The sequence below is a fragment of the Phaeobacter sp. LSS9 genome (assembly GCF_003443595.1).
Taxonomy (GTDB): Bacteria; Pseudomonadota; Alphaproteobacteria; order Rhodobacterales; family Rhodobacteraceae; genus Phaeobacter; species Phaeobacter piscinae.
Genome location: NZ_CP031956.1, coordinates 1374100 through 1399655, shown reverse-complemented (window position 1 = coordinate 1399655; position 25556 = coordinate 1374100). Strand labels below are relative to the sequence as shown.

The following is a 25556-nucleotide window of genomic DNA, read 5'->3' as shown; positions in this document are numbered from 1 at the left end:
TGGCTGAAAATATCCTCGGGGGTCCGGGGGTGAAAACCGCCGGTCATCTGTTTTGGTGCAAAGGTATTTCATTTGAGCGATTGGCTGATCTCGCTGGAAGGCACGGAGGCGGGGCATCATATGGCCCTTGCTCTGGCCCTGCTGGCTGCGCTGTTGCATGCGGTGTTCGGCGCGCTTCAGAAAGGGCGCTATGATCCTTGGTTGTCGCGTGGGGCGATTGATTTTTCCTATGGGATGATGGCAATGCCACTGGCGCTGTTCGTCGTGCCCTGGCCAGAACCACATATGTGGCCAATTTTTGCGGCCGTCTGGGGGATCCATGTGCTCTACAAGATCTTGCAGGGGCTGGCCTACAGTAAGGGCAGCTATACTGTTGTTTATCCGGTCGTGCGGGGGACCGGGCCCTTGTTCACGGTGCTCGGCGCCTCGGTTCTGTTTGATGAGCGATTTACGGCGGTGCAGTGGCTGGGGGTTGGTGTGCTTCTGGCGGGGATCTTTGGCCTTGCGCTCTACAATTTTCGCAATCTGACCAGCCACCGCGAGACACTGGGCAGTGCGCTGGCACTGGCTGTGGCGACCGGTGTCTTTGTGGCGCTCTATACCACTTATGATGCCTATGGCATCCGCGCGACGGCGGATCCGTTCACCTTTCTGGCGTGGTTTTTCTTCATCGACGGGCTGGCGATGCCGCCTTATGCCTACATGCGTTGGCGGGCGATGACGCCACGCCCGGATCCCGGTCCCCTGATGGCCAAGGGGCTGTTGGGTGGTCTTATTGCCTTTGGCTCCTTTGGTGCGGTGATGCTGGCCACGCGGCTGGACAAGGTGGGCGAGGCGGCGGTGCTGCGCGAGACCTCGACCGTGTTCGCGGCCCTGATCGGCTGGCTGGTGTTAAAGGAAACAGTTGGTCCGCGCCGGATTGCGCTGATGGCTTTGATCGCGCTGGGGGCCGTGATAGTGGAGATGGGCGGCTGATCCGCTGGTCCCTCACCACCCCTTGATGATCGAACAGGTTGAAGACCAGAGGCAGGCAACCCAGATTTCGCAGAACGGAGCGCGACCGCAGATCATGCGCGGGCGCAACAGGCAGGAGATCCCATGGCGGGCAAACCCATCAACCCAACCCTGAAATTGGCGCTGGAATACGGCCCGCTTGTTGCGTTTTTCGCAGGCTATCTGTGGCTGCGCGACGAGGTGTTTGTGATTGGCGGGGAGGAGTATCGGGGGTTCATCATTGCCACCGCAGGCTTCATCCCTCTGATGGTGCTCTCAAGCCTGGCGCTGTGGCGGCTCACCGGGCATATCTCCAAGATGCAGGTCGGCACGCTGGTCATCGTGGTGCTGTTTGGCGGGCTGTCTGTCTGGTTCAATGATGAGCGGTTTTTCAAGATGAAGCCGACGATCCTCTATGTGCTGCTGGGCGGTGCCTTGGCGATCGGTCTTCTGCGGGGCCAAAGCTATCTGAAGGTGGCAATGGATGGTCTGATGCCGCTACAGGATGCCGGCTGGATGATCCTGACTCGGCGGCTGTGTTATTTTTTCTTCGCGCTGGCGGTGACCAATGAGCTGGTCTGGCGCAGCATGAGTGAAGAGACTTGGGTCTACTTCAAGACGTTTGGTCTGTCGCTGGCGATGTTTGCCTTCTTCATGACCCAGGCGCGGGTGTTTCAGGCTTATGCGCTGCCGGATGCCGAGGTGGATGAGACGGAGTGAGCCGGGGCCTTCGCATCTGCATTGGCGGCTGGGGTGTCGCGGGTCTCTAGTCGTCTTTGAGGTTGGGTCACGCGGGTGTGATGGAACGCCATGCGCTGAAGGGGGGCGCAGTGCCGCTGCGGACTTGACCAAACGACGGTTTCAGCGTATCCGAAGCTTACATATCGTGGCGATTTGTTAACCGGATTGCGGGCCACGTAAAACAATCCCGCTAAAGAGGTCAGGATGTGAAGGACCCCCTTTCGCTTGGCCGAACGGGGGTTTTTTAATGCGCATTGCGCGCAAGGAGACAGAAGATGAGCGAGACCTGGAACAAGCGCACCAAACTGGTGCATGGCGGCACCCGGCGCAGCCAGTACAATGAGGTCAGCGAAGCGATCTACCTGACGCAGGGCTTTGTCTATGACAGCGCTGAGCAGGCCGAGGCCCGGTTCATTGAGACCGGTCCCGATGAATTCATCTATGCCCGCTACGGCAACCCCACGGTGGCCATGTTTGAAGAGCGGATTGCCGCGCTGGAAGGGGCTGAAGACGCCTTTGCCACCGCGTCCGGCATGGCGGCGGTCAACGGCGCGCTTACTTCGACGCTGAAGGCAGGCGATCATGTGGTTTCGGCCAAGGCGCTGTTTGGCTCCTGTCTCTATATTCTTGAGAGTATCCTGACCCGCTTTGGGGTTGAGGTGACTTTTGTTGATGGCACCGATCTTGACGCTTGGCGCGCGGCGCTGCGGCCTGACACCAAGGCGGTGTTCTTCGAATCTATGTCCAACCCGACGCTGGAAGTGATCGATATTGCAGCGGTGGCAGAGCTGGCCCATGCGGTCGGTGCCACCGTCGTGGTGGACAATGTGTTCTCGACCCCGGTGTTCTCAAACGCCATCGAGCAGGGCGCGGATGTGGTGATCTATTCCGCCACCAAGCATATCGACGGGCAGGGCCGGGTTCTGGGCGGTGTCATTCTGGGTACGCGCGATTTTATCCGCGGCACGGTTGAGCCCTATATGAAACACACCGGCGGCAGCCTCAGCCCGTTTAACGCTTGGACCCTGCTAAAGGGGCTGGAGACAATTTCGCTACGGGTGAATGCGCAGGCGGACAGTGCGCTGGAACTGGCGCAGGCGCTGAGCGGTCATCCGGCGCTGTTGCGGTTGATGTATCCGGGGCTGGAAGATCACGCCCAACACGCGCTGGTCCAGCGGCAGCTGGGTGGCAAGGGCGGCACCGTGCTGTCGCTGGATCTGAAGGGTGGCAAGGAGGCCGCCTTCCGCTTCCTGAACGCGCTCACCATCCCGGTGATTTCCAACAATCTGGGGGATGCGAAGTCCATTGCAACCCATCCGGCCACCACCACCCATCAACGGTTGTCAGAGGCGCTGAAGGACGAACTGGGGATCACCCCGGGATTGGTGCGGTTCTCCGTCGGGCTGGAAGATGCAGGCGATTTGATTGCGGATCTGACGCAAGCACTGGCAGCGGCTGAGGGCTGAACGGCGCGCCACCAAGATGCAGTTGGGGCAGGGGACATATTGGGTTGCCTGCCTCAGCTGAGAACAGATCCTGGGTGATCTGGGGGCAATCGCCGGAAATACGCACAACACGACGCTTTTGAATGATCTGTTTTGCGATCTGCCGCGTAACAGACTAAAACCAATCCTGCTGCCTGATGATCGGGCAGCATCAGCGGAGGTCTCTGTGTCATGAACTCTCACTCGCGTAATCTGACCAAGGCGCCTGATCGAGCGGACGCAGAAGAAGCGCTCGATCTGTTGCGTCAATGGGCCAGCGCGGCCACCGAGACCGAAATTGCCCAATTGAACCCGGTGGTTGCACGGCTTCTCCCGGATGCACCCGCCGGTAACTATCCCGATCTGTCGCGGCACTACCCTGAGGGGTTTGTTGCTGACAGCAGCTATCGTGCAACCCTGCCGGATCTGCAGAACGGTCCCTCCAGCCTGATCCGTGGGGCGCATGAGCAGATCCAGCATGTGGGGATTTCCAACTTTCGCCTGCCGATTCGCTTTCACACCCGCGACAATGGGGACCTGACGCTGGAAACCAGCGTCACCGGCACCGTCAGCCTGGACGCCGACAAGAAGGGCATCAACATGTCCCGGATCATGCGGTCATTCTACAAACATGCTGAGCGCACCTTCAGCTTTGAGGTCATGGAGGCAGCGCTGGACGATTATCTGACAGATCTGGAGAGCCTGGATGCGCGCCTCCAGATGCGGTTCTCCTTCCCGGTGAAGGTCGAAAGCCTTCGGTCAGGTCTGTCTGGCTATCAGTACTATGATATCGCTCTGGAAATCGTCGATCACGACGGTGAGCGGACCAAGATTATCCACCTTGATTATGTCTATTCCTCGACCTGTCCCTGCTCGCTTGAGTTGAGTGAGCACGCGCGTAGTTCACGGGGACAGCTGGCGACACCGCATTCGCAGCGCTCGGTTGCGCGGATATCGCTGGTGCAGGAACCCGGCGCCCCGGTGCTGTGGTTTGAAGATGTGATTGATCATTGCCGCCGCGCGGTGCCGACCGAAACGCAGGTGATGGTGAAGCGTGAAGATGAACAGGCCTTTGCCGAGCTGAACGCGGCGAACCCGATCTTTGTGGAAGATGCCGCGCGGTTGTTCTGTGAAGCGCTGCAGTCCGACCCCCGGATTGGTGATTTCCGAGTTGTGGCCAGCCACCAGGAAAGCCTGCACAGCCACGACGCGATCAGCGTTCTGACACAGGGGCAGACATTTGCGGCCCGCAGCATTGATCCCAAGATGTTTGCGACCCTCATTCATCAGGGCTGAGGGCGCCTGAGGCGTGCATTCCGCCTCGGACCTGACCTCTCAAACAGAACCGCCTGCCCATTCGGGCGGCGGTTTCTTTTTTTGGTAATCATTGTTCATCTGCGTCGCGGCATTTTTTTGCTGCACTGCGGCAATAATCGGCTAAGCTTGCAACCTGAAGGGGGGCGTGTTGCGGCCCCTATCCTCAGGAGGCCGCAAAAGCTGCCCGCCAAACAGGAGATGTTGATGATCCCTCTACTCGATTTCACAGACCTTCCCCGAACCCCTGCTGCGCTGGCTGGCACGATTGTTGGTAACCAGTTGCGGTTCTGGCGTGGCGCCATGACCCTGATGGGGGCGGTGCCTGCAACGCAGCTGGCCCTCGTCCGCGAGGCTATGGCTGCGACTTATGGCGTCACTGGCAAGACCGGCACCAAGACAGCAGTGCTGTCATCGGCCAACGATACGGTTGCAAAGCCTGCGCCTGCCCGCCGTAAGGCCACGCGCAAACCGGCCCGCCCGGCGCAATCGGCGGCTGTGAAAACGAGTGAGAAACTTGCCCCGGACCAGGTCACCACACCAAAGGACGCCAAAGTAGTAGCAACTTCAACCGGCGCTACCCCTGGCCAGAGCGGGTTTGCCAGCCAAAGAACCACCAGCGGCGGTAGCGCTGCGAAGTCGGCTGCATCAACGCCCTCTGCGCCTGCGGCCCGCCGCAAAACACCTCGTGCGCCGTCGAAACCGGCGCAGATGCCAGCCCCTCTTAAGTCGGCGGCGGCCAAATCTGAGGCAAAGCCTGTCGTGACCGATAACCGACAGATGGGTTTAAAGCAGACCGGAACCACCAGCGCGCAGGCCTTGATGGCGGGTCAGGCCGCAGGGGCGGCCCCGGGACAACAGGATAGTGGCAAACAGGCGGCTGCGAAGCCAGCAACGGCCAAGCCAGCCGCTGCAAAGGCCAAACCTGCGTCTAAGTCACGGGCAAAACAATAGGGTCAGCCCGCCGGGCGCGCGCAGTCTCTTGACAGTCTGTGCGGGGCAGGCCAACGCTGCGCCCATGTTGGATCTGCGTCCGGTTGGATATGTCATTGGCCTGTTGGTGGCCATTCTTGGGGCGACCATGGTGTTTCCTCTGGCCGTCGATCTATACGACGGGCAGGGGGAGTGGCCGGTTTTCCTCGAAAGCGCGGTGATCACCATCCTTGGCGGCGGGCTGATTGCGCTGTCCTGCGCCAATGGGGTGCGCGAGGGGCTGACCATTCAGCAGACCTTTCTGCTGACCACGCTGGTTTGGGTGGCGCTGCCGCTGTTTGGGGCCATCCCGCTGATGCTGGGCGCCACCGAGCTGCGGTTTGTCGACGCGTTTTTCGAGGCGATGTCGGGCCTCACGACCACTGGCTCCACCGTGATCTCCGGGCTGGACGATCTGCCGCGCGGATTGTTGCTGTGGCGCGGTATCCTGCAATGGCTGGGCGGCATCGGAATTATTGTGGTCGCGATGGTGTTCCTGCCCGAGTTGCGGGTCGGCGGAATGCAGATCTTCCGCTCAGAAGCCTTTGACACCATGGGTAAAATCTTGCCCCGCGCGCAGGCGATCGCGAAGCAGATTTCACTGATCTACGTGGGGCTGACCATCGCCTGCATGGTGGTCTATATGCTGTTGGGGATGGAGCCGTTTGACGCGCTGGTCCATGCGTTGACCACCTGTTCGACCGGCGGGTTTTCAAATTATGATGCGTCTTTCGGCACCTTCACGGGCGCACCTGAATATGCGGCATCGGTGTTCATGATCCTCGCGGCGCTGCCGTTCGTGCGCTATGTGCAGATGATCAACGGCCAGTCCAAACCACTGTTTCGTGACAGTCAGATCCGCGCGTTTCTGGCGACGATTGCCCTGCTGGTGGTGGTGACCGCCTGTGTGCTGGTCTACGTTTTCCCGCATCACCCGGAACAGGCCGTGCGCGAAGCGCTGTTCAACATCACCTCGATCATTTCCGGCACCGGCTACGCCAGTGTCGATTATATGCAGTGGGGCAGCTTTCTGGTCATGCTGTTCTTCTTCATCGGGTTGATCGGCGGCTGTGCGGGCTCCACGGCCTGTTCGGTCAAGATCTTCCGCTATCAGCTGCTGTTTGCCTCAATCCGGGTGCAGATCCAGCGGATCCATTCGCCACATGGGGTGTTTGTACCGCGCTATCAGGGGCGCACGGTGGACGCCGAGGTGCTGAGCTCGGTGATTTCCTTTTTCATGTTCTTTGTCGTGACGCTGGGGATCGTGGCCTGGGCGCTGGCTCTGACTGGGTTGGATTTCGTAACTGCGGTGTCTGGTGCTGCAACGGCTGTGGCCAATATCGGCCCCGGCCTTGGCGATCGGATCGGACCTGCGGGCAATTTCTCGACGCTGAACGACGGGGCGAAGTGGATTCTAAGTGCGGCGATGCTGATCGGTCGGCTGGAACTGATGGCCGTTTACGCCATTCTGACCATTCGGTTCTGGCGCAACTAGGCAGATCGACCGTCACGGGCACGTCCAGCGCATCAATATTGCGTGTTGCCCCTGCGTTTCTATGTGTATCGCTACAATCCGCAGGCTTGCCCTCTTGGGGCCGCTCGCATAAGAGGCGGGGAGTTGAAACCCGCAAGCGCACGGAGAGTTTTGCCCAATGCCCGTTCTTGTGATGAAATTCGGCGGCACATCTGTCGCCAATCTGGACCGCATCCGCCGCGCCGCCAAACGCGTTGGTGTCGAAGTGGCCAAGGGCTACGACGTGATCGTGATCGTCTCTGCGATGTCGGGCAAGACCAATGAACTGGTCGGCTGGGTCAATGAGACCTCGCCGCTGTTTGATGCGCGCGAATATGATGCGATTGTGTCCTCGGGCGAGAATGTCACCGCCGGGCTGATGGCGCTGACCCTGCAGGAAATGGATATTCCGGCGCGCAGCTGGCAGGGCTGGCAGGTGCCGCTGAAGACCACCAGCGCCCATAGCCAGGCGCGGATTGAGGAAATCCCGCCGGAAAACATCAACGCCAAATTTGGTGAAGGCATGCGTGTGGCTGTCGTTGCAGGCTTTCAGGGGATCAGCCCCGAGGGCCGCATCACCACGCTGGGCCGGGGCGGGTCGGACACCACTGCCGTGGCCTTTGCGGCGGCGTTTGAGGCTGAGCGCTGCGATATCTACACCGATGTGGACGGGGTTTATACCACTGACCCACGGATTTGCGACAAGGCGCGCAAACTGGATAAGATCGCGTTTGAGGAAATGCTGGAGCTGGCGTCGCTGGGCGCCAAGGTTTTGCAGACCCGCTCGGTTGAGCTGGCGATGCGCTACAAGGTGAAACTGCGCGTGTTGTCCAGTTTCGAGGAACAATCCGACGAGGCCGGAACCCTGGTCTGCGACGAGGAGGAAATCATGGAATCCAATGTTGTGGCCGGTGTGGCCTATTCCCGTGACGAAGCCAAGCTGACCGTCCAGTCGGTTGCCGACCGTCCCGGTATCGCGGCCCATATCTTCACCGCGCTGAGCGAAGCGGGCGTGAATGTCGATATGATCGTGCAGGATATCTCTGACGAGGGGCGCACCGATATGACCTTCTCCTGCCCGACCGATCAGGTCGCGCGCGCCGAGCAGGCGCTGCAGGCGGTGAAGGAAAAGGGCGAGCTGAACTATGCAGAGCTGTTGGCAGACCGTGATGTCGCCAAGGTTTCTGTGGTTGGCATCGGCATGCGCTCGCAATCTGGGGTTGCGGCAAAGATGTTCAAGGTGCTGTCAGACGAGGGCATCAACATCAAGGTGATCACCACCTCCGAAATCAAGATTTCGGTGCTGATCGACCGGAAATACATGGAACTTGCGGTGCAAGCACTGCATGATGCGTTTGAATTGGACAAGGCGGCCTGATCTGGACCTGGCCGCCTGACACCGAAATCTGTGTGAACGGCCCCCATGGTAAAGACGACCGAATCCGAAAGTCGCAACTTATTGATGCGCTTGCGCGAGGCGATGGCCGGTGATGACGCCGGTCAGGCCCGTCTGGACAAGATCACTCAGTTGATCGCCGACAGCATGCACAGCGAGGTGTGCTCGGTCTATCTGTTCCGCGATGACGAGACGCTTGAACTTTGCGCGACGCAGGGACTGAACGTCGAATCCGTGCACCAGACGCGCATGCGGATTGGCGAGGGGCTGGTGGGCCGTGTGGCGCGCTATGGCAAAGTGGTGAACACGCCTGACGCGCCCAATGCCAAGGGCTTCCGTTATATGCCGGAAACCGGAGAGGAGCGTTTTGCCTCTTTCCTGGGCGTGCCGATCCAGCGTCTGGGTGAGATGCTGGGCGTGCTGGTGGTGCAGTCCAAAGAGGGGCGTGAGTTTTCCTCTGACGCGGTTTATGCGCTGGAGGTGGTGGCCATGGTCATCGCCGAGATGACCGAATTGGGGGCTTTTGTCGGGGAAGGCGCGGCCTTGTCTCCGTTGCACCAGCAGCCGGTCCTGTTGCGCGGCACCATCGCACAGGAAGGCGCTGTTGAGGGCCATGTCTGGCTGCACGAGCCGCGCGTTGTGGTGACCAATCCGATTGCCGACGACCCCCACCGCGAGCTGGAGCGCCTGCATGAGGCGGTTGAGGAACTGCGCGTGGGTGTCGACAAGATGCTGGAGGTCACCCAGACCGGCGACAAAGAACAGTTGCAGGTGCTGGAAGCCTACCGGATGTTTGCCAATTCCAAGGGCTGGATGCGCCGGATGGAAGAGGACATTGGCCGCGGCTTGAGCGCAGAAGCCGCTGTGGAAAAAGAACAATCGCAGGCGCGTGCCCGGATGGGCCAGGTGCAGGATGCCTATCTGCGCGAGCGCCTCAGCGATCTGGATGATCTGTCAAACCGCCTGCTGCGCATCCTGACCGGGCAGGGCAGCGAGACGGGCGCCGAGTTGCCCGATGATCCGGTTCTTATTGCACGGAATATCGGTCCGGGAGAGTTGCTGGAATATGGCCGCAATCTGCGCGGTATCGTGCTGGAGGAAGGCTCTGTCGGCTCCCACGCGGCGATCATCGCCCGCGCGCTGGCAATCCCGCTGGTGGTCCATGCCAAACGTATCACGACCGAGGCGCTGAACGGCGACCACATCATGGTTGATGGCGAGCAGGGCGTGGTGCATCTGCGTCCCGATGATACCGTTGTCGGCGCCTTCCGTGATAAGATTGCCATGCAGGCCAAAGCGCAGGAACGCTATGCCTCGATCCGGGACAAACAGGCGCTGACCCGGGATGGCCGCCGCGTGCATCTGCTGATGAATGCCGGGTTGATGGCCGATCTGCCGTCCCTGCAAAATTCCGGCGCCGAGGGTGTGGGCCTGTTCCGCACCGAACTGCAGTTTCTGGTTCGCAACCAGATGCCCAAACGTTCAGAATTGGTGGCGCTGTACCAGCGGGTGCTGGACGCGGCGGGCGGCAAGCGGGTGGTGTTTCGCACGCTGGATATCGGCTCGGACAAGGTGCTGCCCTATATGAAGCCGACGGATGAGCCCAATCCGGCGCTTGGCTGGCGGGCAATCCGTGTGGGTCTGGACAAGCCCGGTGTGATGCGGATGCAGCTGCAGGCGCTGATGCGGGCCGCCAATGGGCGTCCCCTGACGCTGATGTTCCCGTTTGTGGCCCAATTCGAGGAGTTCCGCGACGCCAAGGCTGAGGTTGCCAAAACACTGGAGCGGGAGCGCCGTCTGGGCCATCCTCTGCCTGAGAAGCTGGAAGTCGGGGCGATGCTGGAGACCCCCTCTCTCGCCTTTGCGCCGCAGAAGTTCTTTGACGAGGTTGAATTCCTGTCGATTGGTGGCAATGACCTCAAGCAGTTCTTTTTTGCCGCCGACCGCGAGAATGAGCGGGTGCGCAAGCGCTACGACACGCTGAATGTCAGCTTCCTGAGCTTCATCGCGCAGATCGTTGAACGTTGTGAGAAATCCGGAACACCGCTCAGTTTCTGTGGCGAAGATGCTGGCCGCCCGATTGAGGCCGTCTGCCTTGCCGCGATGGGGTTGCGGGTGCTATCCATGCGCCCGGCTTCAGTCGGCCCGGTGAAATCACTGTTGATGCGCGTGGATCTGAATGACATCCGCAAAATCATCGCCGACGCCCGGCATCGGGGGGAGCAGACAGTGCGCCCAGCGGTTATGCAGTATCTGCGAGAGCTCTGAACACCTTGCAAGACAGCGAGGGTTAGAATCCAAAAACCGCGCGGCCCGATCCGCGCGGTTTTTTTTACGGCTGCCTCTGCCTGCGGACTGCAGCCTATGGGCGTCCTTAAGTGGTCGCCTGTGGATAAATTGTCGAAATCATCGCTACCTACGTTTGATGGATAGCGATTTTTCGGCTGAAAATATCCAATAAAAATTTTGAAAATTGTGCATCGCCTTGCAGGATGCTGATAATATTCCACGTTTCGCGAGGTTTGCGATCCGGTCGCGCAGGGGTTGAGAGCTCTTAGGTTACCCCCGGACTTATCCACAGGCGTGACGGTGTATTGGAAATACATCTATGTTATTGATATCGCTTATTTAAATGAGGTCGTATTCGCGAGGGGACGGGGCAGGTTTAATAAGTTCTCAACATCAACTATGGTGCCTAGATAGCTGAAATATAGAGAGAATATGCGGTGGTATGTCGGCGGATTTATCGCCCGCGTACCGATAGGCCCCGAAAAACCCGGGGTGTCCTGCCGCAGATCGCAGTTTTTCAGGTTTGGGTGAATATTCCCTTAACGGAGCAAATCAGTCATATTGGTAAAAGCTTCAAGTATAAAAGTTTAAGCTTGAAGTTTATTGCGATCCGCTTATCCTGTTTGCAGTTCAGACAGCAATAGGGGAGTGGCATCATGAAAATCGCCTGTTTGGGAGGCGGCCCGGCTGGCCTCTACTTTGCGATCTCAACCAAGTTGCGCCAACCTGATGCTGAAATCACGGTTTTTGAGCGTAACAAACCGGATGACACGTTCGGTTGGGGCGTTGTGCTGTCTGATGATGCGCTTGAGAATCTGACTGCGAACGATCCTGTCAGCGCCGGGCAGATCCGCGATAAATTTGCCTATTGGGATGATATCGCCGTGGTGCATGGCGGCGCGCGGACCGTCTCAGGTGGGCATGGGTTTGCCGGGATTGGTCGCAAGGCAATGCTGGTGATCCTGCAGGAGCGGGCGCGCGAACTGGGCATTGATCTGCAGTTTGAAACGGAAGTCGGGCCCGCAGCCTCCTATCAGGCGGATTATGATCTGGTGGTGGCCTGTGACGGGTTGAATTCCCGCGTCCGCAGTGAATTTGCGGACCAATTCAAGCCCAACGTCGATGTGCGCCCGTGTAAATTCATCTGGCTGGGCACGAAGCAGAAATTCGACGATGCCTTCACCTTTATCTTTGAGAAGACACAGCACGGCTGGATGTGGATCCATGCCTATCAATTTGATGCCGAGACTGCAACGGTGATTGTCGAATGCTCTGCTCAGACCTGGGAAAACTGGGGGTTTGAGGCGATGAGCAAGGATGAGATCCTGCGGACCTGCGAGGAGATCTTTGCCGATCATCTGGACGGGCATTCCCTGATTTCGAATGCCGATCACCTGCGCGGCTCTGCGGTGTGGATCAACTTCCCGCGGGTTCTGTGTGAGACTTGGCACCATGAAAACGTGGTTTTGCTGGGCGATGCCTCGGCCACGGCCCATTTCTCCATCGGTTCGGGAACCCGGCTTGCGTTTGACAGTGCGATTGCATTGGCTGAGTTCATCACGACCGAACCGACGTTGGAGCAGGCCTTTGTGCGCTATCAGGAGGAGCGGCGGCTGGATGTGTTGCGGCTGCAATCGGCGGCGCGCAATTCATTGGAGTGGTTTGAAGAGGTCGAGCGATATCTGGATATGGATCCGGTGCAATTCAACTACTCGCTGCTGACCCGGTCGCAGCGGATCTCCCACGAAAACCTGCGTTTGCGGGATGCAGACTGGCTCGCCTCGGCGGAGAGGTGGTTTCAGGAGGCTGCGGGCGCACCCGCAGATGCGCCGACCCGTCCGCCAATGTTTGCGCCTTATAAACTGCGCGAGATGCAGCTCAAAAACCGCATCGTCGTGTCGCCAATGGCGCAGTACAAGGCCAAGGATGGCTGTCCGACCGATTGGCATCTCATTCACTATGGTGAACGTGCTAAGGGGGGCGCGGGTCTGGTCTATACCGAAATGACCTGTGTCTCGGCTGAAGGGCGGATCACGCCCGGCTGTCCCGGCCTATACGCCCCAGAGCATGAGACGGCTTGGACGCGGCTGACGGATTTTGTTCATGCTGAGACCGACGCGAAGATCTGCTGTCAGATTGGCCATTCGGGTCGCAAGGGATCCACCCAATTGGGCTGGGAGACCATGGACGCACCGCTGCGCGACGGGAACTGGGAAACGGTCTCCGCCTCGGCCATTGCGTGGTCTGATGGCAACCCGGCCCCGCGGGAGATCACGCGGGCAGAAATGGACGCAATCAAGGATGAATTTGTTGCCGCAGCGCAGATGGCTGAACGGGCAGGGTTTGACATGATCGAACTCCATGCGGCGCATGGCTATCTGATTTCTTCCTTCATTTCTCCAAAATCCAACATTCGGACCGATGCCTATGGTGGGTCGCTGGAGAACCGGCTGCGCTATCCGCTGGAGGTGTTTGACGCCATGCGCGCGGTCTGGCCTGCGGACAAACCAATGTCCGTTCGCATTTCCGCCAACGATTGGCTTGGCGATGAAGGGGTGACGCCAGAGGAGGCGGTGGAGATCGCACGGGCCTTCACCGCGGCGGGTGCGGATATCATTGACGTGTCTGCGGGGCAGACCTCAACGGAGGCGCAGCCGGTCTATGGCCGTATGTTCCAGACGCCATTTTCGGATCGGATCCGCAATGATGCCGGGATCGCGACCATGGCGGTGGGCAATATTTACGAAGCGGATCACGCCAACTCCATCCTGATGGCAGGGCGGGCTGATCTGGTTTGTGTTGGGCGTCCGCATCTGGCGGATCCCTATTGGACTCTGCATGAGGCAAGCCGGATTGGCGATCGTCATGCGGACTGGCCGCTGCCCTATCTGGCGGGACGGGATCAGGCCTGGCGTCTGGCAGACCGCGATGCAGAGGTGATCCGGGCATGAGCAATCTGGCGGGTAAAGATCTAGCTGGCAGACATGTGGTGATTACCGGTGGCGGGTCCGGCGTGGGCGCTGCACTGGCGCGCAGCTTTGCGGGGCAGGGCGCGCGGCTCACACTGCTTGGTCGGCGGATTGAACCGCTGGAGGAGGTGGCCGCTGAAACAGGTGCCCTGCCGCTTGCCTGTGATGTGACCGAGGCAGAGGCGGTGCATGCGGTACTCGCTACGGCGCGACAGCAATATGGACCGGTGACCGTCGCTATTGCCAATGCAGGTGCTGCGCCGTCGAAACCCTTTGCCAAGATGGATCTGGCGGATTTCGAGGCAGCCCTTGCTGTCAACCTGTCGGGGGTGTTCAACCTGTGGCAGGCCGCCCTGCCTGATATGAAGTCGGCAGGCTGGGGACGGATGATTGCCGTTGCCTCAACTGCCGGGCTCAAGGGGTATCCTTATGTTTCGGGGTATTGCGCTGCAAAACATGGGGTTCTGGGCCTCACGCGGTCGCTGGCGCAGGAACTGGCGCGCAGTGGCATCACCGTAAATGCGATTTGTCCGGGTTTCATTGAGACGCCGCTGCTTGAGCGGTCGATTGCGACCATTGTGTCCACCACCGGGATGAGCGAGGAAGCGGCGGCAAAATCGCTGCGTGCAGGCAACCCGCAAGGCCGCTTTATCCAGCCGGAAGAGGTGGCGGATGCGGCGCTGTTCCTTGCCTCGTCTTCTGCAGCGTCCATCAATGGCAGCGCGCTGCCCATCACCGGAGGTGAGATCTGATGCAAACCGACCGCTCCAAGGACCGGCTGCGGCTGTGGCTGAAAGTGCTCAAGGCAACCCGCGCCGTAGAAAGCGAAATTCGCGAGAACCTGCGGCAGGAGTTTACCACCACGCTGCCGCGGTTTGACGTGATGGCTGCCCTGAGCCAGCATCTTGATGGGCTGAAGATGAGCGAGCTGTCTGGCGTGCTGAAAGTGTCCAATGGCAATGTCACCGGCATCGTCGAACGGCTGGTGGATGACGGCCATGTGCAGCGCGAGAAGGTCCCCGGAGATCGCCGCGCCAGCCGGGTAAGGCTGACGGAGGCGGGGATTGCGGAATTTGCCCGTCAGGCCGCCGCCCATGAGGCCTGGATTGACCAGATGTTTGACAGCGTGCCCGAAGCCGAGGTTCAGACGCTCTCTGATGCGTTGGATCAGGTGGCCAGACGGCTTGAAAATGAAGGACGCGACAGATGATTTCGACGGATACCAGGTATTTTCTGTGCAGTGTTGAGGACGGTATCGCCACCGTGGCGCTGGACCGCCCCGAGCGAAAGAACCCTCTGAGCTTTGACAGCTATGCAGAGCTGCGGGACTGGTTTCGCGACCTGCACTATGACGACGATGTGAAAGCGGTGATCTTTGCGCCCAATGGCGGGAACTTCAGCTCTGGCGGCGATGTCCATGATATCATTGGACCCTTGACCAGAATGTCGATGAAGGAGTTGCTGGCCTTTACCCGGATGACCGGCGATCTGGTCAAGGCCATGGTGAATTGCGGCAAGCCGATTATTGCAGCGCTGGACGGTGTTTGCGTGGGGGCCGGCGCGATCATTGCTATGGCGTCGGACATCCGGATCGCCACGCCGGACACCAAGACGGCGTTTCTGTTCACCCGTGTAGGGCTTGCGGGCTGCGACATGGGGGCCTGTGCGATCCTGCCGCGCATCATTGGCCAGGGACGGGCGGCAGAGCTGCTCTATACCGGGCGGTCGATGAGCGCTGAGGAAGGGCAGGCCTGGGGGTTTCACAACAAGGTGGTGTCGGCAGATGCCTTGCTGGGTGAGGCACGCAACTGGGGTGAGCGGATCGCGGCGGGGCCGAATTTTGGTCACATGATGACCAAGACGATGCTGGCGCAGGAATGGTCCATGTCGATTGAGCAAGCGATTGAGGCCGAGGCACAAGCGCAGGCGATTTGCATGCAGACCGCCGATTTCGAGCGCGCCTATCAGGCCTTTGTAAAAAAAGAAAAACCCCTGTTTGAAGGGGATTGATCCGGCCCGTGCAGGCCGCAGCACCGGAGGAGGGTGCGGCGGCCTCCGGCGGGAGTATTTGGAGAAAGATGACAGGCGGCGGATGCCGCTGCCGGGAGGAGCGATATGGCGGATAAGACCTTTCTGAGCTGGCCATTTTTTGAGGACCGCCACCGCGCACTGGCGGCGGATCTGGACAGTTGGGCACAGGACGCGCTGGCAGATATTGACCACAGCGACACTGATGCTGCCTGCCGCGCGCTGGTGTCGGCCTTGGGGTCTGCAGGCTGGACGCAGCATTCCGGTGCCATGACCGGCGAGGCGCTGGACGTGCGCACATTGTGCCTGATCCGAGAGACATTGGCCCGCCACGATGGGCTGGCGGATTTTGCCTTTGCCATGCAGGGGTTGGGAACCGGGGCGATTTCACTGTTTGGGACTGATGCACAGCAGGCGGAATGGCTGCCGCTCACACGCAGCGGCAAGGCGATTTCAGCCTTTGCCCTGACCGAACCGCAATCAGGATCCGATGTGGCCAATTCCACCATGACCGCTGTGCAGGATGGGGATCACTATGTTCTGAATGGTGAGAAGACCTGGATCTCCAACGGCGGTATTGCTGATGTTTATACGCTGTTTGCCCGTACCGGCGAGGGACCGGGGGCCAAGGGGCTCTCGGCTTTTGTTGTGCCTGCGGGGCTGCCGGGCTTTGAAGTGGTGGAACGGTTGGAGACGCTGGCGCCACACCCCCTTGCGACGTTGCGGTTCAGTGATTGTCGGATCCCGCGCAGCGCAGTGCTGGGCGAGGCGGGCGCGGGCTTCAAGATTGCGATGTCGGTGCTGGATGTGTTCCGATCCACCGTGGCGGCGGCGGCACTGGGGTTTGCACGCCGAGCCCTGGATGAGGCGCTGACACGCGTGACAAGCCGCCATGTTCAGGGGGCGCCGCTGGCGGATCTGCAGATGGTGCAGGGACATATCGCAGATATGGCGCTGGATGTGGATGCAAGTGCCCTGCTGGTCTATCGCGCAGCCTGGGCCAAGGACAGTGGTGCTGCGCGCATCACCCGCGAGGCCGCGATGGCGAAGCTGTTCTCCACCGATCAAGCGCAAAAGGTGATCGACAAAGCCGTCCAATTGCATGGCGGAGATGGCGTGCGGCAGGGTCAGAAGGTGGAGGAACTCTACCGCGATATCAGAGCGTTGCGGATCTACGAAGGGGCATCTGACGTCCAACGTGTGGTGATTGCGCGTCAAGCGATTTCCACATTCCAGAAGGGAGGCTGAGATGCTGGGTTCAAGCGCACATATCGATACATTCACCCGTGATAACCTGCCGCCGGCGGATCAGTGGCCGGAGTTCCTGACCGGCGAATACGCCTATCCTGAACGACTGAATGCGGCGGTGGAACTGACTGACGGCATGGTGGAGAAAGGGTTCGGAGATCATACCGCCCTGATCGGCAATGGGCGGCGACGGACCTACAAGGAGCTGGCGGATTGGACCAATCGGCTCGCCCATGTGCTGGTCGAGGATCTGGGGGTGCAGCCCGGCAACCGGGTGCTGATCCGCTCCGCCAATAATCCGGCGATGGTGGCCTGCTGGCTGGCGGCGACCAAGGCGGGGGCTGTGGTGGTGAACACCATGCCGATGCTGCGGGCAGGTGAGCTGGCGAAGATCATCGACAAGGCAGAGATTAGCCATGCGCTGTGTGATACACGGCTGATGGAGGAACTGGTGGCCTGCGCCAAAACCTCGGCGTATCTGACGTCCGTCGTTGGGTTCGACGGCACCTCCAACCATGACGCGGAACTGGACCGGCTGGCGCTGGAAAAACCGGTGCGGTTCGAGGCGGTGGCAACGGGCCGAGATGATGTGGCTCTACTGGGGTTTACCTCAGGCACCACGGGGTCACCGAAGGCGACGATGCATTTTCAGCGCGATCTCTTGATGATTGCCGATGGCTATGCGGCAGAGGTGCTTCAGATCACGCCTGAGGATATCTTTGTCGGGTCTCCGCCATTGGCGTTTACGTTCGGGCTGGGTGGGCTGGCGATTTTCCCGCTGCGGTTTGGGGCCGCGGCGACCTTGCTGGAGAATGCCTCGCCGCCCAATCTGATCGAGATAATCGAGACGTATAAGGCAACCGTCTGCTTTACCGCGCCGACCGCCTATCGGGTGATGCTGCGCGCGATGGAGGAGGGGGCGGATCTGTCATCACTCAGGGCGGCGGTATCCGCCGGGGAAACCCTGCCAGCGCCGGTTTATGACGAATGGATCGCCCAGACTGGAAAGCCGATGCTGGATGGGATCGGGGCGACGGAGATGCTGCATATCTTCATCTCCAACCGGTTTGATGACCATCGCCCCGCCTGCACCGGTAAGCCTGTGCAGGGTTATCAAGTGCGGGTTCTGGACAAGGATGGCAATGAAGCGCCGCGCGGAGAGGTTGGTCGCCTGGCGGTCAAGGGACCAACCGGCTGCCGCTATCTCGCGGATGCGCGGCAGGGCGAATACGTGAAGGATGGCTGGAACATCACCGGCGACAGTTTTGTGATGGATGCTGACGGCTATCTGCATTTTGCCGCGCGCAACGATGATATGATCGTCTCCGCCGGGTATAATATCGCCGGTCCCGAGGTCGAGGCGGCGCTCTTGTCCCATGAGCTGGTGGCGGAATGTGCGGTGATCGGCGCCAGTGATGATGCGCGCGGTGAGATCGTGCAGGCCCATGTGGTTCTGACCGGGGGTACGCAGGCGTCGGAGATCCTGACCAAGGCGCTGCAGGATCATGTCAAGGCAACCATCGCGCCCTATAAGTACCCCCGCGACATCGTCTATACTGACGCCCTCCCCAAGACCGAAACCGGCAAGATCCAGCGGTTTCGGTTGAAATCGACGTAAGAGGCGGTGGGTGCCAGTCTCTTGTCCTGATGTTAGAGCACTGGCACCTGTTCCAGCCGGTCTATCAGGTCGGCAGAAATCGCGTCGGGGCCGTCGTTGAACTGTGCACGGGAGACAAAGTTCAGATGCCGTGACAGAAGCGTCAGCTTGGGCGAGGTGATCTCTTCGTAGAATATCTTCATATCCTCACGGGCCATCAGCTCTTTGATCTTGCTGCGGTGGGCGGTGACGGCGGCCTCATGCAGTGATTTGATGCCTTTGAGACGCTTGAGCCGTGTTAGCTCTTTTTTCGTGGCGGAGAGGCGGCGCTGAATGGAGGTATCCTGCTCCATGTTGAAGTTCATGCGCATCCAATAGGCCAACCCCTGATCACGTTCCACATGGTTGACGCGGCCACGGTCCCGTTTGACGAGGAAGCTTTCGGTGCTGCGCACGGCGTAGTGGTTGAGGGTGACCATGTCATAGCCATGGTCGCGAATACCAAAGCGCCAGCCTTGATCTGCCATATCCTCGGGCACCGGTCGGCCGGTACCCGCAACCCAGTTTGGCATACCTGCAATGCGCCGCTTCAGCGGGCGGTGGACACCGATGCGGTCATAGGCGCCAGCAACATAGTCGCCAGCGGTCTTGAACATCGTCTTGATGCCCCAGGCCTGGATCGGAGCAGGGCAGTATTTTGGCGCGCAGTAGCTGTGCTCTTGCGTCAGAAGTACGTCGCTGTAGCTGTCTCGAAAGCTGTTGCCGAACAGGCGCCACTGCATGGAGATCATGTCAGGATCATTGGTGGCGGCAAAGAGACTGTCGAGATCCCCATCCCCGACGTGAATATTGACGAATTCATCGACGTCGGAGACAAGAACCCACTCTGCGTTGCGGACCAAATCAAGGCTCTCGGCGTATTTGAGCGCACCTTTTTGCGGGTTATAGCCGCTCCCCATCTCCTGATAGGGGTTGTCCATGCGGGTGACATAGCCGCGCTCTGCCAGCCCATCCAGCAGTTCAACCGTGCCGTCGTCGCAGTCGTTCGTGAAAACCAGCATATGGTCGAATCCGATAGCGCGGTGGTGGGCTACCCATTCCAGGATGAAGGGACCTTCGTTCTTCATACAAGTGATGATCAGGCGCGTTGCGGTGGCGGTTGGGGCAGCGGTCATGGCTTATCCTTCCGCTTCTGCAAGTTCGGCGCGGAGACGGTTAAGGGAATTGCGGATGTTCTTGGCATCGCGTTTTTTCAACGTGTATTCACAGACTTGAATGGCGAGCTTTGGGTGGTTCTTCTCCTCAGCCTTCATCAGCAGATCATGCTGAAAACGGGGGAGATCACGACGGGCGCGCAGCAACTGGTAGAACCGTTGGGCGGTAAGGCGGTCCTCAAAAATCTCGCTCAGTATCGGTTCTAGGATCCCCATATTGACCAGCGCCTGCGGCAGCTGGTGGCCGAAGAATGGCATTCTCAACTTGCGGATATTGTCACCGTTCAGGCGATTGACCTGCTGCACATCCGGGTCGAAGTAGGGATCATAGAGAACCACCGTATCATCAGCGAGATGGGTTGCCTCTGCGGCGTCCGCATAGCGATCATCCCAGTCCAGACGCGCGGTCCAGCCCCAGCGGTCATCATCGGGCAGAATGCGGCGGTCCAGCGTGGTTTGCGGCGCGATGGCGAGTACCTTGGCGCCCGGTGCACATTGCGAATAGGTCAGCGCGCCATAGGCGCCCATGGAGGCACCGTAGAACAGGACCTCATCGAATTGATCAAAGAAACCACTGTCGCGCAGGTGGTCAAAACTATCATGAACAAAGGGGCTGCGGAACCAATTGCGCTTGGAGCCGATCACACCAAGGACCGAACAGCCCAGCGTCTGCGATAGCAGTTTGTAGCCCCACGGCCATCGCTGGCCCTCCTTTTGCTGAACCACATGGATATTGTCGAAAGTGACCACAAGCCGCTTGCCAAAAGGCTCGAAGAACAGCGCGTTTTCATCGCTCTCCCAGAAAAAGCCAGCGCGCTGAGCGGCATGGGTCCGCATGTCCGTGAACCTTGGGTCACCAGCAGCGGGTGCGGTGGTGTCTGGAGCTTTGGGAAGCCAGATCGGCACATGATCAAGCCTATGCTGATCGCTCGAAACAGGCGCGGTGGGTGCGACTTTGACCACACGGCTTGCAGCGGGCGCTGGGTTGGTTGCAGCGGTGACGGCCTGAGGCGCCCGCTGCATCTTCTGAGCCAGATCTGAGACATCCATCGACACGCCCAGCTCTGCTTCCCGACTGCGCAGATCCCCAACACGGATCTTGCCTTGTACCATCTCCTTCAGCAGCTGTGTCTTTGCCTCAATCTGTTCGGGTGAGAGCAGCAGGGCTTCGGGCTCGGGTATCTGGACATCCGCCGGGGTTCCGGCCTCAGCCTGGTCTTCCAGCTTGGTGAGATAGATAGCATCCGGGCGTGCGACTTCGGTCAGGTTTTCGTAAAGTGCGGCGTATTCTGGTTTTGATTTCAGATCAGCGATCTTGGCTTCGTGCCATTGAACCGCTTCCGCATGTAGATCTGCCAGCTTCGCGTCGGCCATCAGCGTGTCCAACTCAGCACGCATCATTGGTACGCGGTTGTGCATGCGTGCGTCGGTTTCAGAGGCGTAATTGCGTCGCGCCCAGTAGTCGATACCCTGATCTTGCTCTGTATGGTTGATGCGGCCTCGGTCCCGTTTCACCAGAAAGCTGTCCGCGGAGCGCAGCACGTAGTGGTTCAGCGTCGCCATGCGATACCCAAGTGACCGCTTGGTGGAGCGCCAGCCATTGTTGGTTAGCAGCATCTCCGGCATGACGCGACCGGACCCGTTGACCCAGCGCACCTGCGAGACGTTTTCTTCGTCGTCGATTTTCAGCGGACGGTGTACGCCGATCTTTGTGTAAGGCGCGGACTTGTGCAGCATGCTTTTGAAGCCCCAACCCAGTCGTGGCTTGGGAATGAACTCTGGCGCGCAGGCGGTGAACTGTTCGATGATCGGGCGGTCTTCATAGTTGGCAACGCCACCATTGCCAAAAAATTTCCAGGTGAAGGAGATGACGTTGGGGTCACCTGCCGCTTTGAACAGATCGGCAAAACGTCCTTCGCCGACGTGGATGTTCACAAATTCATCGACATCAATGGTCAGAACCCAATCCGCCGCCTTGTACACGGGTTGCTGCATCGCGTCTGCCAGCGCTACATGCTGAGGCTTCTTACCGGAGGTCGGATCCCAGGGATTGGTGACGCGGGTGACTAGACCCAGCTGAGCCAAGCGATCCAAAATCTCATTTGTGTTGTCGCTGCAATCGTTGGTGTAGACGAGGAAATGCTTAGCCCCGATCGCCTTGTGATAGGCAATCCACTCCAGAATGAAGGGCGCCTCGTTCTTCATTGAGGTCAGGATTAGGATGTTATCGTTTGAGATTGGCTCTGACAGCGGTGAGAGCCGGTCGCCAATGGTCTCGGTGCGCAGCTCAAGGTTGTTGATCGCGCGTTGGTAATGCGGGCTCTGCACCAATTGGTCCAGCGGCATGCCGAGATGCGGGTCGGCTGAGTGCCCAGCGGCAGGGGGAGGGGCTTTGGCCGCCGGGGTGGAGGCTTTGGCTTTTGCCAGCTCAGCCTGTGTCGGTTTTCCCGCTGGTGGGCGGTCCGGGATCGGGGCAGCAGCAGCAGCAATGTCGTGACGGACCAAGGCGCGGCCGAGATAGCTCTCAGGATGCGGAATGCCACCCTCATGAGTGATCAGGCGGCGGCTCAGCCGACGGTTCCAGAGGTGCACACCATAGCAGCCATCATCAATCTTCTTCTCAACAATATAACCCGGCGACAGCAGATTGCGGCGCTCTTTGAACGAAATCTGGAAAAACGCCATCTGTGGTTTCACATGGGCCATCTCGCCAGTTTCATTGAGGAAATGCGTCAATGCTGAGGGGCCCCAGACGCCCCATTTCAGCTCGGATACATGCACCGGGTTGCCAGCCGCATGTGCGGCTTCAAGCTGTGCACGTTCTTCCCCGTTTGCCCAAGGCGGGATCGGGTATTCGTTTTCGCAGAAGGCATTGAGCCGCTGCAGCGTTCGGGAGAACCGGGGCAGACCGAGGACGGCATTGCAGACCAGACGCCCGGTTTTTTCCCAGCCAAAAACCCATTGATCCTGAAAATCCCAGGGCTTCACGCAGAGAACATCTGCGTCCACCCAAATGACATTCTGCATCGAGATCATCTTGTAGCGAAAGGCATCGGCGTGAACGGCCGGGGAACCAGACACCTTGTGGCGGATGAAGTCTGACGCCGGAAAAATACGGTTCGCGTCCATCAGCTCAACACCGGGTGGGCAATTGTCTACGGTTTCATAGGTGTAAAGAAGGGTGCGATGTCCGTGATCGGCAAATGATTTGAGACAGGTTTGTTCAAGATAACTCAGATTTCCCCCAATCCAGAGGGAGGCGATTACTGGGAGGTCAGACATAATATTCCGCACTGCTTCGTTGTTTTTATGAAAAAGGCCAAGAGGGCGATCGTTGGGTCGCTCGAAAATCGTATCTTTCGCTGGGCGAAATTGACGACTTGCAAAATCGAGCCTGAAAAACTGCTCCCTGTCCAGAAGTGCCTCGTTCGACACTCATCCTTGTTACCACAAGGGGGCTCCGTGGGTATGTCGACACGGGTCCCTCAGCGCTGGTGCCGTTCGTGCGTATTCATACCTGCCTTATCAACCTCTTGGGCCGGTCATCGACCTGCCTGTGATCATTGCCCGAGGTAACCCCGCATGCCATAAGCGAAAGATACCCTACCTTCTGAGTGCGTTCAAATGATTGTAAGCCACAAACATAACTTTGTTTACGTGAAGCCGGGGAAGACCGCTGGCAGCTCAATCGAACTCGCGATCAGCAGATATTGCGGCCCGCAGGATATGATAACCAAACTGCGCCCACGTGAGGAAGCCCAGCGGGTGGAGTGCGTCGCACGGATCGAAAATCCGCGATTTGTGAATATCAATTCCGGTGAAGTGATTGAGCTGCAAAACCACTCCAGATATTGTGATGCGCTGCGCATCTACGGTGAGGATATCGTGGATTACGATGTGGTCTGCACCGAGCGGAATCCTTGGGAGAAGGCAATTTCCTCGTTTTTCTGGAAGGGCAATCGGCGCCCAGAGCGCCCGGTAGCGCCCCGGTTCAAAAGGTTCGTCAGCGATGGCCGCTGGCCGCAGGATTTTGACGTCTATTCGCTCAATGGTGTTTGCGTCGCGGATCACATCATCCGGGTCGAACGCCTAAAGGATGACTACCGCGACTTTTTGAGGTCCCTCGAGATCCCTGTGGAGGGAGAGATTGTGTTTCCATCGTCCAAGGGTTTCCAACGCCCGAAGGAAGCGACACGCGAGGCGATGTATACGCGTCCTTGGGTGGTACGGGCTGTGTTTGAGCATACCGAGGACCTGCGCGCGGTATTGCCTTACCGTTTTGACGACCGCTCCGCGCCAGATATTCAACTGAATGAGGACCGCCGGGCGGCGCGCTACAGGTTCCTCGAAGACAATGACTGCGGCCCGGTCTACTGGGAGCCGGTTCAGGCATCCGCCTCGGTTTAGCGGTAGGCGTTGCGAACCCCGGACTACGGCCGCGTAGCGAGCGTGTGCGACGGTCTAGCTAAGACGCTTTACGACGCTCGTACGCGAGGCTGCGCTTATTTACCCACGCCACCAAAAAGACAATCTCGAAGGATGCAGCAGAGGCCGGTCAGACAATGCGCGTACGTCAAGCATCGAAGGAGTGTCTATAAGCAGAACAGGGCGATAACTCGAATGAGATGCCCTGGTGATAACATCAAGGGCTCAAGTCTTTTCAACTCATTGATTTTAGTGGAGGCGAGTACCGGAATCGAACCGGTGTACACGGATTTGCAATCCGCTGCGTCACCACTCCGCCAACTCGCCTTACCGGTGGTGTGAGGCGTGATTAATCACATGCGGGGGGGCGGTGCAAGTGCCGCTGTGCGGAACCGGGCGGAAAAAATGAAAAATTCTGTTGTGGCACTGTCTTGTTCTTATGGGCACGCGCTTCCCCAGGTCTGGGGAGGGCAAGACTGACGCCTGTCACGGTGGCATGTGTTCGAATTACAATCCACCTGGGACCAAACACGGCGAAGACACGTAGCTGCGGGCAATGTGCAGGAGCGCCCCGCTACATTCAGATCAGGTTGGCATGACACCGGGGCCGGAAAGGGCTTTATTGAGCGCGTTTGCAATCAGCTGTGGCACCTGCGGGAGTGCTCCGAGAACCGGCAGGGTATCGCCGCCAAAGCCTGCATCGGCCAGCGCATCGGGAATGTCGTCGCGCACGTGCTCGCCCGCTTGCGCAAAAAACGGCAGGCAGAGGCTGGGCCGCGCTGGGGCGGTGTCTTCGAACACTCGGGCGGTCGTTGCGATGCGCGGGTCTTCCTCAACGTAACCGGTGGCCAGCGTGGTGCCGGGAAGGCGGTCGCGCATCGCTGTTGCAAAGACCTCTGCCGCCTCTGCGGCCTTGGGGCCACGGGCTGAGCCATGTGCCGCGAGCAGAATACGGGTTTGGGAAAGGGACCAGCCGCGTGCGGCGCAGGCCAGGGCAAGCGCATCGCAGGCAAGGCCGGGCAGGTTCGGGTCAAGCCCAAAGGGCGGAAGATGATGAACGTCGTGCCCTTGCAGCCGTCGTGGCAGCACAGAACTGGTAAACCAGCCATTTGCCATAAAGAACGGATAAACCAGCGCGCCCTGCGGTGTCACCTGTTCCAGCCTGTCGGAGGTCGCAAGGGTGGCCGAACGGATATCCCAGTCCGGCAACAGGGTTGCGACCGCATCTGCAAGCTCTGCCAGCGCGCGTTCCTGCGGGGCGGGATCGGAGGGCTGGCCGTGTGCGGTGATGACGGCGGTGGGCCGGTGCACCGGCATAACGTGGGGAGAGGTCATCTGGCGTGGTTTTCCGGCTGTGCGATGATCTGGACGGC

The 25556-nt window shown here is 59.4% G+C and carries 18 protein-coding genes, 1 tRNA gene and 1 riboswitch; of the genes, 15 read left to right on the top strand and 4 right to left on the bottom strand.

The annotated features are described in order from the left end of the window. The first annotated feature begins 72 nt into the window (after positions 1–72). From D1820_RS06675 to D1820_RS06610, 14 genes are all read left to right on the top strand, one after another. The gene (locus D1820_RS06675) at positions 73–975 is read left to right on the top strand and encodes an EamA family transporter (protein WP_040174132.1); all 903 of its coding nucleotides are present in this window, start codon (positions 73–75) and stop codon (positions 973–975) included. A gap of 123 nt (positions 976–1098) precedes the next feature. Beyond that, entirely contained in the window at positions 1099–1713 is a 615-nt protein-coding gene (locus tag D1820_RS06670; protein ID WP_118068298.1) for an inner membrane-spanning protein YciB, read from the top strand. A 156-nt stretch (positions 1714–1869) separates the two neighbouring features. Next, positions 1870–1949: riboswitch (SAM riboswitch) on the top strand. 60 nt (positions 1950–2009) lie between these two features. Continuing rightward, entirely contained in the window at positions 2010–3200 is a 1191-nt protein-coding gene (gene metZ / locus D1820_RS06665; RefSeq protein WP_118068297.1) for an O-succinylhomoserine sulfhydrylase, read from the top strand. A gap of 210 nt (positions 3201–3410) precedes the next feature. Next, positions 3411–4514, top strand: coding sequence for a GTP cyclohydrolase FolE2 (folE2, locus tag D1820_RS06660; protein ID WP_118068296.1), 1104 nt, complete (start codon positions 3411–3413; stop codon positions 4512–4514). 225 nt (positions 4515–4739) lie between these two features. Next, on the top strand, positions 4740–5486 hold the full coding sequence (locus tag D1820_RS06655) for a hypothetical protein (RefSeq protein WP_118070074.1): 747 nt from the start codon (positions 4740–4742) through the stop codon (positions 5484–5486). 64 nt (positions 5487–5550) lie between these two features. Further along, entirely contained in the window at positions 5551–6999 is a 1449-nt protein-coding gene (locus tag D1820_RS06650; RefSeq protein ID WP_096871776.1) for a TrkH family potassium uptake protein, read from the top strand. Between the two features lie 157 nt (positions 7000–7156). Then, positions 7157–8395, top strand: coding sequence for an aspartate kinase (locus tag D1820_RS06645; protein WP_118068295.1), 1239 nt, complete (start codon positions 7157–7159; stop codon positions 8393–8395). A 45-nt stretch (positions 8396–8440) separates the two neighbouring features. Next, positions 8441–10681: a phosphoenolpyruvate--protein phosphotransferase gene (gene ptsP, locus D1820_RS06640; RefSeq protein WP_040170305.1), complete on the top strand. Its 2241-nt coding sequence runs from the start codon at positions 8441–8443 to the stop codon at positions 10679–10681. A 677-nt stretch (positions 10682–11358) separates the two neighbouring features. Continuing rightward, the gene (locus D1820_RS06635) at positions 11359–13653 is read left to right on the top strand and encodes a bifunctional salicylyl-CoA 5-hydroxylase/oxidoreductase (RefSeq protein WP_118068294.1); all 2295 of its coding nucleotides are present in this window, start codon (positions 11359–11361) and stop codon (positions 13651–13653) included. Next, on the top strand, positions 13650–14423 hold the full coding sequence (locus D1820_RS06630) for an SDR family NAD(P)-dependent oxidoreductase (RefSeq protein WP_118068293.1): 774 nt from the start codon (positions 13650–13652) through the stop codon (positions 14421–14423). The genes D1820_RS06635 and D1820_RS06630 overlap by 4 nt, the downstream gene beginning before the upstream one ends. After that, positions 14423–14881, top strand: coding sequence for a MarR family winged helix-turn-helix transcriptional regulator (locus D1820_RS06625; protein WP_040180128.1), 459 nt, complete (start codon positions 14423–14425; stop codon positions 14879–14881). Before D1820_RS06630 ends, D1820_RS06625 begins: the two co-directional genes overlap by 1 nt. Then, positions 14878–15681, top strand: a complete 804-nt coding sequence (locus D1820_RS06620; RefSeq protein ID WP_118068292.1) for an enoyl-CoA hydratase family protein — start codon at positions 14878–14880, stop codon at positions 15679–15681. The genes D1820_RS06625 and D1820_RS06620 overlap by 4 nt, the downstream gene beginning before the upstream one ends. Before the next feature lie 105 nt (positions 15682–15786). Further along, on the top strand, positions 15787–16947 hold the full coding sequence (locus D1820_RS06615; RefSeq protein WP_118068291.1) for an acyl-CoA dehydrogenase family protein: 1161 nt from the start codon (positions 15787–15789) through the stop codon (positions 16945–16947). 1 nt (position 16948) lies between these two features. Next, complete coding sequence (locus D1820_RS06610) at positions 16949–18565, top strand: AMP-binding protein (RefSeq protein WP_118068290.1); 1617 nt, start codon at positions 16949–16951, stop codon at positions 18563–18565. A 32-nt stretch (positions 18566–18597) separates the two neighbouring features. Here D1820_RS06610 and D1820_RS06605 read toward each other — a convergent pair whose 3' ends face one another. Both D1820_RS06605 and D1820_RS06600 read right to left on the bottom strand, forming a co-directional pair. After that, positions 18598–19719, bottom strand: coding sequence for a glycosyltransferase family 2 protein (locus tag D1820_RS06605; protein WP_118068289.1), 1122 nt, complete (start codon positions 19717–19719; stop codon positions 18598–18600). Between the two features lie 3 nt (positions 19720–19722). Continuing rightward, positions 19723–23040 carry a glycosyltransferase family 2 protein gene (locus D1820_RS06600; protein WP_118068288.1) on the bottom strand — a complete coding sequence of 1106 codons (3318 nt, stop codon included), beginning with the start codon at positions 23038–23040 and terminating at the stop codon, positions 19723–19725. Between the two features lie 444 nt (positions 23041–23484). On the opposite strand from D1820_RS06600, the gene D1820_RS06595 reads away from it, so the two are divergent. Beyond that, on the top strand, positions 23485–24165 hold the full coding sequence (locus tag D1820_RS06595; protein ID WP_254683370.1) for a hypothetical protein: 681 nt from the start codon (positions 23485–23487) through the stop codon (positions 24163–24165). 271 nt (positions 24166–24436) lie between these two features. Here the strand turns inward: D1820_RS06595 and D1820_RS06590 are convergent. Both D1820_RS06590 and D1820_RS06585 read right to left on the bottom strand, forming a co-directional pair. Continuing rightward, positions 24437–24510, bottom strand: a tRNA-Cys gene (locus D1820_RS06590). A 258-nt stretch (positions 24511–24768) separates the two neighbouring features. Further along, entirely contained in the window at positions 24769–25518 is a 750-nt protein-coding gene (locus D1820_RS06585) for a sirohydrochlorin chelatase (protein ID WP_118068286.1), read from the bottom strand. Positions 25519–25556 lie beyond the last annotated feature (38 nt).